At 71.1% G+C, this 13,484-nt stretch carries 12 protein-coding genes; 4 read left to right on the top strand and 8 right to left on the bottom strand.

All coding sequences use genetic code 11. The features are described 5' to 3' along the window. Positions 1–44 precede the first annotated feature (44 nt). The gene (locus EDD90_RS34525; RefSeq protein WP_123976795.1) at positions 45–830 is read right to left on the bottom strand and encodes a calcium-binding protein; all 786 of its coding nucleotides are present in this window, start codon (positions 828–830) and stop codon (positions 45–47) included. Between the two features lie 214 nt (positions 831–1,044). On the opposite strand from EDD90_RS34525, the gene EDD90_RS34520 reads away from it, so the two are divergent. Continuing rightward, positions 1,045–3,414 (top strand): glycosyltransferase family 39 protein, encoded by a 2,370-nt coding sequence (locus EDD90_RS34520; RefSeq protein ID WP_123976794.1) that lies wholly within the window; start codon positions 1,045–1,047, stop codon positions 3,412–3,414. A gap of 84 nt (positions 3,415–3,498) precedes the next feature. After that, a complete protein-coding gene (locus EDD90_RS34515) occupies positions 3,499–3,813 on the top strand; it encodes a peptidase inhibitor family I36 protein (RefSeq protein ID WP_260328298.1) in 315 nt (104 codons plus the stop codon). A gap of 1 nt (position 3,814) precedes the next feature. On the opposite strand, the gene EDD90_RS34510 is transcribed toward EDD90_RS34515, so the two are convergent. Genes EDD90_RS34510 through EDD90_RS34495 form a run of 4 tightly spaced genes read right to left on the bottom strand, consistent with a single transcriptional unit; the run spans position 3,815 to position 8,533 of the window. Then, positions 3,815–4,321: a hypothetical protein gene (locus tag EDD90_RS34510; RefSeq protein WP_123976792.1), complete on the bottom strand. Its 507-nt coding sequence runs from the start codon at positions 4,319–4,321 to the stop codon at positions 3,815–3,817. Between the two features lie 34 nt (positions 4,322–4,355). After that, positions 4,356–6,041 carry a thiamine pyrophosphate-binding protein gene (locus EDD90_RS34505; RefSeq protein WP_123976791.1) on the bottom strand — a complete coding sequence of 562 codons (1,686 nt, stop codon included), beginning with the start codon at positions 6,039–6,041 and terminating at the stop codon, positions 4,356–4,358. Then, on the bottom strand, positions 6,038–7,006 hold the full coding sequence (gene speB, locus EDD90_RS34500; protein WP_123976790.1) for an agmatinase: 969 nt from the start codon (positions 7,004–7,006) through the stop codon (positions 6,038–6,040). The genes EDD90_RS34505 and speB overlap by 4 nt, the downstream gene beginning before the upstream one ends. A gap of 57 nt (positions 7,007–7,063) precedes the next feature. Further along, complete coding sequence (locus EDD90_RS34495) at positions 7,064–8,533, bottom strand: sodium:solute symporter (RefSeq protein ID WP_123976789.1); 1,470 nt, start codon at positions 8,531–8,533, stop codon at positions 7,064–7,066. Positions 8,534–8,663: 130 nt separating this feature from the next. Here EDD90_RS34495 and EDD90_RS34490 point away from each other — a divergent pair, with 130 nt between their 5' ends. Beyond that, the gene (locus EDD90_RS34490) at positions 8,664–10,220 is read left to right on the top strand and encodes a PucR family transcriptional regulator (RefSeq protein WP_185149321.1); all 1,557 of its coding nucleotides are present in this window, start codon (positions 8,664–8,666) and stop codon (positions 10,218–10,220) included. A 65-nt stretch (positions 10,221–10,285) separates the two neighbouring features. Next, a complete protein-coding gene (locus tag EDD90_RS34485; protein WP_123976787.1) occupies positions 10,286–11,074 on the top strand; it encodes a phosphatase in 789 nt (262 codons plus the stop codon). Between the two features lie 130 nt (positions 11,075–11,204). Here EDD90_RS34485 and EDD90_RS34480 read toward each other — a convergent pair whose 3' ends face one another. The 3 genes from EDD90_RS34480 to EDD90_RS34470 form a co-directional block, all read right to left on the bottom strand. Then, entirely contained in the window at positions 11,205–11,522 is a 318-nt protein-coding gene (locus tag EDD90_RS34480; protein ID WP_123976786.1) for a hypothetical protein, read from the bottom strand. Positions 11,523–11,645: 123 nt separating this feature from the next. Beyond that, positions 11,646–12,605, bottom strand: coding sequence for a cation diffusion facilitator family transporter (locus EDD90_RS34475; protein ID WP_185149320.1), 960 nt, complete (start codon positions 12,603–12,605; stop codon positions 11,646–11,648). Between the two features lie 5 nt (positions 12,606–12,610). Further along, positions 12,611–13,483 carry an acyl-CoA thioesterase II gene (locus EDD90_RS34470; protein ID WP_123976785.1) on the bottom strand — a complete coding sequence of 291 codons (873 nt, stop codon included), beginning with the start codon at positions 13,481–13,483 and terminating at the stop codon, positions 12,611–12,613. Between the last annotated feature and the right edge of the window lies 1 nt (position 13,484).

Below are 13,484 nucleotides of genomic sequence, written 5' to 3'. Positions count from 1 at the left end.
CGCCATCAACGGAAACGGCCCCCGGTGCCACGCTCGCCCTGCGGCTAGCGGACGTCCACGTAGTCGCCGGCCGCGGTGGACGGCGCGGTCGACGCCGTGCCCGCGAAGACGTAGCGGAACCAGCCGTCGCGGGAGGCGGTGACCGTCGTCTTCAGGTTGCCCGTCGAGTTGGTCCTGATGGTCTTCACCGTGGTGTAGGTGCTGCTGCCCTTCTTGCGGAACTGCAGCTTCACCGGCTGGCCGGCATAGCCGTGGTTCTTGTTGTCGTCCCAGCTGGCCCGGGCGAGCTTGCCGGTGACCGTGATGGCCTTGCCCTTCTTCACCGGCTCCGGCGAGGCGTTGACCGTCAGCGACGACTGGCGTTGCACCTTGAACGTGGCGGCCGCGTCCCGGTGGATGTAGTCGTGGTCGTTGGCGGTGACCAGCGTGCGGAGGTTCCAGGTGGCCGCCGCGCTGTTGCCGACGAAGCCCACCGCCGCCTGCGGGTCGAACGTCAGCGTGCCCGTGCAGGTCGACGTGGTGGCGCTCACCTTGACACAGGTGATGTCGCCGTCGTCGTACCAGATCTGCGCGAAGTTCGGGTTCGGGCCGACGGCGTAGATGTACGAGGTCTCGGCGATGCCCGAATCGTCCGAGGCGGTCACGGAGACCTTGGCGGACACCGTCTTGGTGGTACCGACCACGACCGGCTTGCCGCCGTTGACGACGACCTTGTCGATCGTGATGTTGCCCGCTCCGCCGTCGTCCGCCTGGGCGACGGTGGCACCGGTCGCCGTGGCGACAAGTGCAGCGCTGGTGCTGAACAGGGCGAGGCGCGTGATCGCGCGCATGGACATTCCCCCCGGAAGTCTCTGATCGAGCGGTCTGATCGATCACAGGGACCCTATAGCTTTGGCCAAGGATTCACCATTTAATTGTCGGCGGAAGCGGCGTGATGGCCGGCGGAGTCGGCCCGGGGCCCTTCTTACCGACATCTCATCCACGCACAGGCTGCTCCCAGGATCAGCACAGCGCTCCCTCATGGCGCCGCTGCATGTTGGGGTGGTGACATCTGCCACCGATCCCACCCCCCACACGACCGTGTCCCCCGACTGGGCCCCGCCCACGGCGACTCCCGCGGGCACCCTGCCGGACAGGGCACCGCGCTGGTCGCTGCCCGCGCTGATCGCGATCCTGATCCTGGCGGCGGTGCTCTACTCCTGGAACCTCTCCGGTTCCAGCATGAACACCTTCTACAGCGGAGCCGTCTGGGCCGCCACGAAGAGCTGGAAGGCCTGGTTCTTCGGTTCGCTGGACCCGGGCAACTTCCTGACCGTCGACAAACCGCCGCTCTCGACCATGGTCATGGGCCTGTCGAGCCGGATCTTCGGCTTCGGCACCTGGCAGATGGCGGCGCCGGTGATCGTGCTGGCGCTCGCCACGATCTACATCCTGCACTCCACCGTGAAGCGGGTGTGGGGACACGGCGCGGCGACCGTCGCCGCGCTGGTGCTGGCGCTGACCCCGATCACCGTGGCGATCAACCGCGACAACAACCCCGACACCCTCCTGGTCTTCCTCATGGTGTCGGGCGCGGCGCTCGCGTTCCGGGCGACCCGTGACGAGAGGCTGCTGTCGCTGCTCGGCTCGGCCGCGTGCTTCGGTCTCGCCTTCAACACCAAGCTGCTCGCGGGCTGGATCGCGCTCCCGGCCGCCTTCGCGCTCTACCTCTACGCATCGAGGGCGTCGTGGGCGAAGCGGGCCGTCAACCTCGCTCTCGCCGCGGTCGTGCTCGCCGTCTCCAGCTTCTGGTGGGCGATCGCCGTCTCCCTGGTACCGGCCTCCGACCGCCCGTACATCGGCGGCTCTACGGACGGCTCCGCCTGGGACCTGATCATGGGTTACGACGGTCTCGGCCGCGTCTTCGGCGGCGAGGGCAATGGCGGAGGCGGCGGTGGCGGAGGCGGCGGCTTCTCCGGCTCCTCGGGCCTCGGCCGGATGTTCAACGACATCCTCGGCGGCCAGATCTCCTGGCTGCTCCCCTTCTCCGCGATCGCCCTGATCGGCGGTCTGGTGTTGTGCGGGCGCGCCCCCCGCACCGACCTCCGGCGCATGGCGCTGGTCCTGTGGGGCGGCTGGACCCTGCTCCACTACGTGATCTTCGCGACCGCGCAGGGCACCATGCACCCGTACTACACGACCGCGCTCGCCCCCGGCATCGCGGTGCTGTGCGCCGGCGGTGGTGTGATGCTGCTGGACGCGTTCCGCAACGACAAGCGGTGGATCTGGGTCCTCCCGGCCGCCTTCGGCGTCACCGGTATCTGGGCGATCGTCCTGCTCCGTCGGGCGTCCGGCTGGAACACCTGGCTGTGGCCGACGATCGGCGTGCTGACCGTGGCCGGCGTCGCGGGCATGATCCTCTTCCGCTCGGGCAACAAGGCCCGGCTGCTGACGGCCTCCCTGGCGGCGGCCGTGATCGCGGCCCTCGCGGGTCCGACGGCCTACGCCGCTTCGGTGCCGTTCGGCAGCAGCAGTGGTGGCATGGGCGGGGTGAACCCGACCGCCGGCCCCTCCACGGGCAGCGGCTTCGGCGGCGGCCCCGGCGGGGGCGGCGGCAACCGGGGCGGCAGCGGCGGCTTCCCGGGCGGCGGCGAGATGCCGGGCGGCACACAGCAGGGCGGTGGCCAGAACAGCCAGGCCGGCGGCGAGATGGGCGGCGGCTTCCCGGGCGGTATGAACGGCGAGGCCCCGAGCGGCGGCATGAACGGCCAGGCCCCCGGCGGCACCGGCAACAGCAACGGCGGCGGTCAGATGACCCCCGGTGGTGGTAACGGCGAACTGCCGAGCGGCGGCACCGGCAACGGCGAACTGCCCGGCGGCACCGGCGAGATGCCCGGCGGATCCGGCTCCGGGTCCGGCAGCACGCGCGGCGGCTTCGGCGGCGGCATGGGCGGCGGCGGTGGCATGGGCGGCGGTGTCTCCAGCGACCTGATCGCCTACCTCAAGAAGCACATGGACGGCGCCACCTGGCTGCTGGCCGTCGCCAACTCGTCGTCCGCGGCGCAGATCGAGCTGAGCTCGCAGGAGCCCGTGATCTCCATGTGGGGCTTCACCGGATCCGACGACGCGATGACCGTCGCCAAGCTGAAGGAACTGGTGAAGGCGGGCAAGCTGCACTACATCCAGGTCGGCGGCAGCGGGATGGGCGGTGGCATGGGCGGTGGCAACAGCGTCAGCTCCGCGGTGACCGCGTGGGTGGAGAAGCACGGCACGGCGGTGAAGGAGAGCGCGTACAGCAAGAGCACGACGAGCGGCTCGACTTCGAACTCGACCTCGAAGTCCAAGTCGAACTCGACGTCCTCGAAGTCCTCGGACTCCTCCTCGCAGAGCAGCACTTCGACCCTCTACCAACTGGACCCGTCGGACGTGAGCTGACGTAGTCCCACCCTCTCAGAGGCCCCCGCCTACTCGGTCGGGGGCCTCTTTTTACGTCCCGTTTACCTGCACGTCCTCATGTCCATGTCACTCGTCGTTCCCGTGCAGAGCGCCTCCGCACACGCGGCCGCCGCGCCCTCCTGTCCCGACGGCTCGGTGTGCTTCTGGAGCGGTGAGGGCTTCGGCGGGGACTACTGGGAGTGGACGTCCCGCAGCGGCTACCGCGACCTGCCGCCGAACCTCCACGACAACGTCGGTTCCTTCGTCGCCTCCACCCGCGCCTGCTTCGTCAACTGGGACCCGCAGGAGAAGCGCGACGTCTACAACGGCGACTGGCGCTCCCAGTACGGCGGCGACTTCGGCGGCCGCATGGACGGGGTGAGCCCGGGGGCCTGCTGAATCACGGCAGGTCGAGTCCGGGCAGATCCAGTTCGGGCAGTGCGAAGTGGGCGGCGATCGACTGCGCGATCCGCGTGTCGCTGTCCTCGTCGTATTCCGCATGCGGCCCGGCCAGGTTCGCCGCGGTGAGGGCGGGTGCCAGCAGGTCGGGCCGCGCGCCCACCCCGTAGGACGGGGTCTCGAAGCTGAGGCCGGTGACCAGACGTCCGTCGCGGTAGTAGTCGAACTCGGGGCGGTGCCCCTTGGCGATGCACGGCTCCGTCACGAAGACGGCGAGCTCACCGCCTCCCCGGCACAGCCGCCCGTAGTCGACCAGGTCGTAGTCGCCGCTGCTCCAGCCCAGCATGTCGTGCAGGACCACTCCCCAGTCGGCGCCCTTGCCGTACGCGAGGGGCAGGCGCCGACCGGCGAGGAGCCCCCGGACGAGGGTGTCCAACGGCATCCCCCGGAAGAAGACGACGTTGATCTCCTCGTAGGGCGGCAGGGGTCGGCGTATCCAATGAGTCATACGGGCACGGTAGTTGCCCCCTCTGACAGCCGCCCTAGTCCAGATGCGTCGGCGCGAACATCCGTAGCAGGGCCGGGAGTACGACCACGGAGGGGCCCGGTGTGGCGAGGGCCTTCGCCAGGTCGGTCTCCAGGTTCTCCGGGGTCGTACGAACCCCGGGGACCCCGAAGGACTCAGCGAGCGCCACGTAGTCCGGGCGGGTCAGTTCCGTCGCCGTGGCCTGGCCGAAGGCGTCGGTCATGTACTCGCGCAGGATGCCGTAGCCGCCGTCGTCGACGATCAGCCAGGTGACGTTCAGTCCGTACTGCTTCGCCGTCGCCAGTTCCGCGATGGAGTAGAGGGCTCCGCCGTCTCCCGACACCGCAAGCACCGGGCGGGTCGGGTCGGCGGCCGCCCCGCCCAGCGCCGCCGGGAAGCCGTAGCCGAGGCCGCCGGCGCCCTGGGCCGAGTGCAGGTGGTTGGGGCCCTTGGCGTCGAAGGCCGACCAGGCCCAGTAGGCGAGGATCGTCATGTCCCAGAAGGACGGGGAGTCCGCCGGGAGGGCCCTGCGGATCGACGCCAACAGGTCCTGTTCCAGGGTGAGTTCCTGGGCGGCGATGCGCTCGGCGACCTTCGACAGCAGGGTCCGTACGCGGGCCGGGGCCTCGGGGTCCTCCCTGGGCGTCACCGTCTCCAGCAGGGCCTGGAGAGCGAGGCGGGCGTCCGCGTGGATGCCCAGCGCCGGGTGGTTGGACTCCAGCTTGCCGAGGTCCGCCTCGATCTGCACGACCCGGCCGCGCGGCTTGAACGTGTGGTAGTTCGAGGAGAGTTCACCGAGGCCCGAGCCGACCACCAGCAGGACGTCCGCGTCCTCCAGGAGGTCCGTGGTGTGGCGGTCCTCCAGCCAGGACTGGAGGGACAGGGGGTGCGTCCAGGGGAACGCGCCCTTGCCGCCGGGGGTCGTGACGACCGGCGCCTGGAGCGTCTCCGCCAGCCGGCGCAGCTTCTTCGACGCGTCCGCCCGTACCACTCCCCCGCCCGCGATGATCGCCGGACGGGCCGCGCGCGACAGCAGGTCGGCCGCCACGGCGGTGAGTTCGGGGCGCGGCGGCAGTTCGTCCGGGGTGGCGTCCACCGCGGTCACCACCGGGATCGCCGTCTCCGCGAGGAGCACGTCCTGCGGGATCTCCACCCACACCGGGCCGTGCGGAACCGTCAGCGCCGACTTCCAGGCCGCCGCGATCGCCGACGGGATCTGCGACTGGGTGCGGACGGTGTGGACCGACTTCACCACACCCCGGAACGAGGCGGACTGGTCCGGGAGTTCGTGCAGATACCCGTGCCTGCCGCCGCCCAGCCCCGCGGTCGGGATCTGGCTGCTGATCGCCAGCACCGGGGCGGAGGCGGCGGCCGCCTCCTGCAGCGCGGCCAGGGACGTCAGTGCGCCCGGGCCCGTCGACAGCAGCAGCGGGGCCGCCTCGCCGGTGATCCTGCCGTAGGCGTCCGCCGCGAAGCCCGCGTTGTTCTCCACCCGCAGCCCGATGTACCGCAGGTCCGAGCGGCGCAGGGCGTCGAACATGCCAAGGGCGTGCTGGCCGGGGAGGCCGAAGACCGTCGTCGCGCCGAGCCCGGCCAGGGTCTCCACGACCAGGTCTCCGCCGTTGCGCCCGGCGGGCGGGTGGAGGGCTGCGGCCGTCTGCGCCTCGGTCGGGCGGAGCACCAGGTCGTGGTCGTGGGTCACTTCGAACGCGCCTCGGCAATCTGTCGAGTCATGATCGTGGTCAGTTCGTACGCCGTGTGCGAGGCCGCCACCGACGTGATCTCGGCGTGGTCGTACGCGGGGGCCACCTCGACGACGTCCGCCGAGACCAGGTTGCAGGACGCCAGGCCGCGCAGGATCTCCAGGAGCTCCCTGGACGTCATACCACCGGCCTCCGGCGTCCCGGTGCCGGGGGCGTGCGCCGGGTCCAGGCAGTCGATGTCGATGGAGATGTAGAGGGGGCGGTCGCCGATGCGCTGGCGCAGCTGGTCGGCCACCTCGTCGGCACCACGGCGGTAGATGTCCGCCGAGGTGACGATGCCGAAGCCCATCTTCTCGTCGTCGGTGAGGTCCTGCTTGCCGTACAGCGGCCCGCGGGTGCCCACGTGGGAGAGGGCGGAGGTGTCCAGGATGCCCTCCTCGACCGCGCGCCGGAACGGGGTGCCGTGCGTGTACTCGGCGCCGAAGTAGGTGTCCCAGGTGTCGAGGTGCGCGTCGAAGTGGAGGAGCGCGACCGGGCCGTGCTTCTTCGCGACGCTGCGCAGCAACGGGAGCGCGATGGTGTGGTCGCCGCCCAGGGTCATCAGCCGGGCGCCGGTGCCGAGGAGATCGTCCGCGGCCGCCTCGATGGTCTCGACGGCCTCGTTGATGTTGAAGGGGTTGACCGCGATGTCGCCGCCGTCCGCCACCTGGGCCAGGGCGAAGGGGGACGCGTCCTGCGCGGGGTTGTAGGGGCGCAGCAGCCGGGACGCCTCGCGGATGGCGTTGCCGCCGAAGCGGGCGCCCGGCCGGTACGAGACACCGGAGTCGAACGGCACGCCGACGACGGCGACATCGGCGGTGCCGACCTCGTCGAGGCGGGGCAGCCGGGCGAAGGTCGCGGGACCCGCGTACCGGGGGATGCGGGAGGAGTCGACGGGGCCGCGGGGTGTCTCGTTGCTGCTCATGAGGGAATGCCTTCTTTCCTACGCTTCATCGCGTATGTACTGCTTCTGGCTACGACTTTACTGGTGGGCCGGGACCGGCTCGGACACGAGTTCGGGAGTGCCCCGGCCGGCGAGCCGCTCGCGCCAGTTCGCCAGCACGGCCGCGTCGGTCGGCTTCGTCGCCAGGGAGACGACGACATAGGCGACGAGGGAGGAGAGGAGGCCGTAGTAGACGGGCTCGTTGGCGAGGATGCCGTACCCCGCCATCAGGCCGATCACCGCGAGGCCGCCGACGGTCACGGAGGCGAGGGCGCCCTGGACCGTGCCGCGCTTCCAGAGCAGTCCGCCGAGGATCGGGACCAGGAGACCGCCGACGAGCAGGTTGTACGCGACGGTCAGCGCCTCGACGACGTCGTTGAGGGCGATGGCCGTACCGATCACACCGATCCCCATGATCAGGATGAAGGCGCGGTTGCCCCGGACCTCGTCGTGGTCGCCGGAGGCGTCCTCGGACGTGACCTTCCCGCGCAGTCGCGACCAGATGTCGTTGTTGGCGACGGTCGCGCAGGCGATCAGCGCGCCCGAGGACGTCGACATCACGGCGGCCAGGGCGGCCGCCAGCACCAGCCCCCGCACACCGACCGGGAGTTCGTCCTTGACGATGGTCGCGAAGGCGTCGTCCGGGCTGCCCAGCTTCGGGTACAGCACCTTGGCCGCGGTACCGATCACCGCACCGGCGAGGGCGTAGACCAGGCAGTAGGTGCCCGCGACCGTGCCGCCCCACTTCGCCGTCCGGTCGCCGCGCGCGGTGAAGACGCGCTGCCAGATGTCCTGGCCGATGAGCATGCCGAACGTGTAGATGAGGACGTAGGTGAAGATCGTCTCGCCGCCGATGCCCAGCGGGTCGAAGTAGGACGTCGGCAGCTTCGCCTTCATCGCGGCGAAGCCGCCCGCCTTCACCACCGCGATCGGGAGCAGGAGCAGCAGCACGCCGATCGTCTTCACCACGAACTGGACCATGTCCGTCAGGGTGATCGACCACATGCCGCCGAGCGTCGAGTAGGCGACGACGATCGAACCGCCGAGGACGATCGCGAGGGTCCGGTTCATGTCGAAGAGGACGTCGAAGATCGTGGCGTACGCAATGGTCGAGGTGACGGCGAGCATGAGCGTGTACGCCCACATGACCACGCCGGAGATGACCCCGGCCCGGCCGCCGTAGCGCAGGTCGAGCATCTCGGAGACGGTGTAGACCTTGAGGCGGGCGATGCGGGCGGAGAAGAAGACGGAGAGGGCGAGCAGCCCCAGGCCGATGGTGAAGACCATCCATGCGCCGGACAGCCCGTACTGGTACCCCAGTCCCACGCCACCGATGGTGGACGCGCCGCCGAGGACGATCGCGGCCATGGTGCCGGAGTACATGGCGGGCCCGAGCCGGCGCCCGGCCACCAGGAAGTCGCTCTTCGACCTGGCGCGGCGCATGCCGAACCAGCCCATCGCCAGCATGCCGGCGAGATAGAGGACGATCACGGTGTAGTCGACGGCCATAGGACCTCCCTCACTCGAATGAATCGGAGTCGCCGGCGGGTGACGGACACCGACACTAGGTGGCCGGAAGGCAACTGCGAAGTGTACGTTTCATCCATTCGATCCATGCGGGATGAAGGAAACGCACACCATGCCGGAACCCGCTGTTCCCCCCACGCCCCCGACACCCGCCGTGCCCCTCGCGGCTCTCCTGGCCCGCGAGGACCTCGCCCTGCGCCAGATCGCCGGGCCCTCCGATCCCTCCCTGGTGATCCACGCGGCGCACACCTCGGAGATGGCCGACCCGTATCCGTATCTGCTGGGCGGCGAGCTGCTGCTGACGGCCGGGGTGCACATCCCGGAGGCGGCCGGCTCCGGGACGTACTTCGACGACTACGTCTCCCGGATCGTGGCGGCGGGCGGCGCCGCCCTCGGCTTCGGCGTCGCGCCCGTGCACGACACGGTCCCGCGCGCCCTGGTCGCCGCCTGCGACACCTACGACCTCCCGCTGATCGAGGTCCCGCCGCAGACCAAGTTCTCCGCCGTCGCCCGGGCGGTCTGGCAGCTGCTGGCCCAGGCCCGCACGGCCGAGCTGCGTCGGGTCACCGAGGCCCAGCAGAGCCTCGCGGCAGCCGCCGCCCGTCCCGACCCGGTCCCCTCGGTCCTGCGCCAGCTGGCCGCCCGCCTCGGCGGCTGGACGGCGCTGTACGGCCCGGAGGGCACGGAGATCGCGTCGGCGGGCCGCGAGCCGGAGGCACCGGTGCGCGGCGCCCTGACCGAGCTGGCGGAGGTCCTACGCCCCTCTGGCCCCGGCACCCCCACCTCCGCCACCCACGCCACCGCAGGCACCCACCTCGCGGCCTACGCCCTCGGCACCGGCTTCGCCCTCGGGGTGGCCACCCCGGCCCGCGAACCGGGCGACCACACGATCGCCTCGGTGGCGGCGGTCCTGCTCACCCTCCTCACAGGGGAGCAGCAGAGCGGCTCGGGCGCGGCCCGCACCAGCGCCCTGGTACGACTGCTGCTGGGCGGCACACCGGAGGAGGTGGCCCCGCTGCTCGGCAAGGGAGACAGCTGGTTCGTCGTACACGCCCGCCGGAATGACCAACGGGAGCATGCCGACCTTCCAGGGGCGCGGGGCCCTGTCGATATGCGGCTCCGCCGCGGGGCGCGACCGGCCACGAACCACCCGCACCCGCCCGACCTCCTCGCCGCCACCGCACTGGGCGCCTCACTGGGCTCGACTCTCATCGACCCCGTAGGGGAAGTCGTCCGCATCCTGCTCCCCGCCGACCGCGAACCCGAACCGCACCCCGGCTGGACCCTCGGCGTCAGCGACGCAGTCCCCCCGGAGCAGTTGGCGCTCGCCGACACCCACGCGGCCCGCACCCTGGCCCGCGCCCGCGCCACCCGCGAACCCCTGCTCCGGCACGGGACCCGCCCCGCCCTCACCGACCTGGTCCCCCGCCGGGAGGCCCAGGCGCACGCCCGCACCCTGCTCGCCCCCCTCGCCGAACACCCCGCCCTCACCGAGACCCTGCGCACCTGGCTCTCCCTGCACGGCAGTTGGGACCGCACGGCGGTCGCGCTGGCCGTGCACCGCAACACCGTGCGGCAGCGCATCGCCCGCTGCGCGGCACTCCTCGGCGCCGAACTCGACGACCCGGACGTGCGGATGGAGCTGTGGTTCGCACTCCGTCAGGAGTGAGTGACCCACGTCCCAGCGCGCGATACGCAGGGGAATCGCACAGCGCCCTGCCCCACAATGGAGCCATGCCGATACCCGGGACACCCAGCCGCGCCGAGCTCGTCGAGCACCTTGTGAAGACCCGTATCGCGGGCGATGTCGCCACGCCCCGCGAGAACAACCTGCTCCACTACCGCAAGCTGGCCAACGGCGAGCGCAACTGGTGGCTGGGACTGGAACTCGGCGACCGCTGGAGCGACGAGCAGGACGTACTGGCCGTGATGGCCGAGCGGGTCGGGGTGAACGACGACGCCGAGTACCGGTACGGCCAGGACACCATCGACCCCGAGCTGACCGTGGACGGTCTGGAGCGGCTGGCGGCGCGGCTGCGCAAGGCGGCCGAGGGGCGGCAGCGGGTGCTGTTCGCGACCGGTCACCCGGGCGGGCTGCTGGATGTGCACCGGGCGACGGCGGCCGCGCTGCGCACCGCGGGCTGCGAGATCGTGGTCATCCCGGACGGGCTGCAGACGGACGAGAGGTACGTCATGCAGTTCGCCGACGTGGCGGTGCTGGAGCACGGGGCGACGCTGTGGCACACCCACTCCGGGGAGCCGATGAAGGCGATCCTCGGCGGGCTGGAGCGCGAGGGCCGTCCGCTGCCTGACCTGGTCGTCGCCGACCACGGCTGGGCGGGGTACGCGGCGCAGGCGGGCCTGGACTCGGTCGGCTACGCCGACTGCAACGACCCGGCGCTGTTCCTCGCCGAGGCGGAGGGCACCCTCCAGGTGGCCGTACCGCTCGACGACCATGTGCTGAGCCCGCGGTACTACGACCCGCTGACCGCCTATCTGCTGGCCGAGGCGGGACTGGCCTGACGGACTGCCCTGACGGGCTGGTACGTCGGACCGGCCCGACGGACCGATGTGCGGCCCCCGGAAGCGGGAGCCGCACATCGTGGCCTGGCCCTAGACCCTTCAGTTCCTGGTCTGGTCGCACCCGGTCGGTTCAGCCGAAGCCGCCGAACCCTCCGAAGCCACCGAAGCCGCCGAACCCACCGAAGCCGCCGAAGCCGACGGTGGGGACGACCACCACGGGGACTACGGGTACGACGGGGACGAACCCGAAGTTGCCGAAGCGGCAGTTGTTGTTGAACCCGCCGAACCCGCCGAACCGGGAGTTGCAGCCGAAGCCGCCGGTGACGACTGTCTGGTGAGAGGCGGGGGCCGCCGAAGCGGGACCCGCGGCGCCGATCGCGGCGCCACCGGCCAGCAGCAGGCCGGCGGCGGACATCGCGGCGAGACGCCTCGCGCGCTGTACTCGCATGGGAAATACCTTTCTGCCGGACATACGTCCGCTACGCGGCACGTCCGCTATGCGGCACATGCACTGTGCGGCATTTCACTCATAGAGCTTAATCTTGGACAAGCCGGACGGCACCCCGGACGATCACCGAGTGTCATCCCCGGAGCTCACAGGTCCCGGAGTCGGGTCCAGATACACACGTCCGATCGCGGGGAAGGCGGCCCGCAGCCGCTGCTCGGCCCGCTCGCACGCCCACTCGATCTCGGCCGCCGTCGACACGTCCCGGAAGTCCACCTTGGCGGCGACCAGCGCCTCGTGCGGCCCCTGCACCAGCGTGGTCAGCTCCAGTACGGCCACGATGTGCTCGGACTCCAGCAGCTCCGCGCGGATCCGCTCCCGTACGGACTTCGGCAGCGGCCGCCCGATGAGGAGCTCGGCGTTGGACCGGCCCAGCACCCAGGCGACGTACAGCAGGAGCAGGCCGATGAGGAGGGAGGCGAGGCCGTCCCAGGCTCCGGAGCCGGTGAGCTGGCCGCCGAGCAGGCCGCCGGCCGCGAGCACCAAGCCGACGAGCGCGGCCGAGTCCTCCATCACCACGGCCTTCACCGCCGTGTCGGGGGTGTACCGCAGGTAGCGCTTGAACGGCGCCTTGAAGCGGGCCGCCTCGCCGCGGGCCTGCTTCAGCCCCGTCCGCAGCGAGTACCCCTCCAGTACGAAGGCGACCCCGAGCACGATGTACGAGACGAGCGGGTCGCCCGGTGTCTCCCCCTGGACCAGGGTGTGGATGCCGTCGTAGAGGGAGAAGACCGCGCCGCCGACGAAGGTGGCGACGGCGGCGAGCATGGCCCAGATGTACCGCTCGGGGCCGTAGCCCAGCGGGTGCTCCTCGTCGGCGGGCTTCTCGCTGCGTTTGAGGGCGGTGAGCAGCAGGAGCTCGGTGACGGTGTCGGCGACCGAGTGCGCCGCCTCGGAGAGCATCGCGCTGGAGCCGCTGATCACCCCGGCGACCGCCTTGGCGAGGGCGATCCCGAGGTTGGCCGCGGCGGCGACGATCACCGTGAGGGTGCTCTCGCCGCCGCCGTTCTGTATCCCTGCTTCCGTCACGCCCCTCAGTTTTCCCGAGGGACGCGGACGACACCCTCCTGGATCACGGAAATGGCCAGCGAACCGTCCTGGGTGTAGATCCGCGCCTGGCCGAGGCCGCGGCCGCCGTGGGCCGACGGGGACTCCTGGTCGTACAGCAGCCACTCGTCGGCGCGGAACGGCCGGTGGAACCACATGGCGTGGTCGAGCGAGGCGCCCACCACGTCCCCGACGGCCCAGCCGCCGCGGCCGTGCGCGAGCAGCACGGAGTCGAGGAGGGTCATGTCGGAGACGTACGTGGCGAGGACGACGTGCAGCAGCGGGTCGTCGTCGAGCTTGCCGTTGGTGCGGAACCAGACCTGGCTGTGCGGCTCGCGCGGCTCGCCGTACTTGCCGAACGGCGGCTCCTCGACGTACCGCAGGTCGATCGCCTCGCGGGCCTCCAGGAACTTCCCGACGACGACCGGGTCCAGGTGGTCGTACCCGTGGAAGCGCTCCGCCGAGGTGGGCAGGGTCTCCGGGTCGGGCGCGGCCGGCATCGGGGCCTGGTGGTCGAGGCCCTCCTCGAACGTCTGGAAGGACGCCGAGAGGGCGAAGATCGGCCGGCCGTGCTGGACGGCGACCGCGCGCCGCGTGGTGAAGGAGCGGCCGTCGCGGATGCGCTCGACTGTGTAGACGATGGGCGCGCCCGGGTCGCCGGGGCGCAGGAAGTACGCGTGCAGCGAGTGGGCGTGCCGGTCCGCCGGGACAGTACGCCCGGCGGCGACCAACGCCTGGGCCGCGACCTGCCCGCCGAAGACACGCGGGACGACGGCGGACCGGGACTGGCCGCGGAAGATGTTCTCCTCGATCTGCTCCAGGTCGAGCAGATCGAGGAGATCGTTCAGTGCCTGGTTCATG

Origin of the sequence: Streptomyces sp. Ag109_O5-1 (assembly GCF_003814875.1) — a bacterium.
GTDB classification, from domain to species: Bacteria; Actinomycetota; Actinomycetes; order Streptomycetales; family Streptomycetaceae; genus Streptomyces; species Streptomyces sasae.
The sequence above is the reverse complement of the archived record's forward strand: the minus strand, read 5'-3'. Positions and strand labels throughout refer to the sequence as shown.

Excerpts from the sequence above, each read along its gene's own strand:
- EDD90_RS34525 (WP_123976795.1), bottom strand. The coding sequence starts at position 830 with ATGCGCGCGATCACGCGCCTCGCCCTGTTCAGCACCAGCGCTGCACTT.
- EDD90_RS34515 (WP_260328298.1), top strand. The coding sequence starts at position 3,499 with ATGTCACTCGTCGTTCCCGTGCAGAGCGCCTCCGCACACGCGGCCGCC.
- EDD90_RS34510 (WP_123976792.1), bottom strand. The coding sequence starts at position 4,321 with ATGACTCATTGGATACGCCGACCCCTGCCGCCCTACGAGGAGATCAAC.
- speB (WP_123976790.1), bottom strand. The coding sequence starts at position 7,006 with ATGAGCAGCAACGAGACACCCCGCGGCCCCGTCGACTCCTCCCGCATC.
- EDD90_RS34495 (WP_123976789.1), bottom strand. The coding sequence starts at position 8,533 with ATGGCCGTCGACTACACCGTGATCGTCCTCTATCTCGCCGGCATGCTG.
- EDD90_RS34490 (WP_185149321.1), top strand. The coding sequence starts at position 8,664 with ATGCCGGAACCCGCTGTTCCCCCCACGCCCCCGACACCCGCCGTGCCC.
- EDD90_RS34485 (WP_123976787.1), top strand. The coding sequence starts at position 10,286 with ATGCCGATACCCGGGACACCCAGCCGCGCCGAGCTCGTCGAGCACCTT.
- EDD90_RS34480 (WP_123976786.1), bottom strand. The coding sequence starts at position 11,522 with ATGCGAGTACAGCGCGCGAGGCGTCTCGCCGCGATGTCCGCCGCCGGC.
- EDD90_RS34470 (WP_123976785.1), bottom strand. The coding sequence starts at position 13,483 with ATGAACCAGGCACTGAACGATCTCCTCGATCTGCTCGACCTGGAGCAG.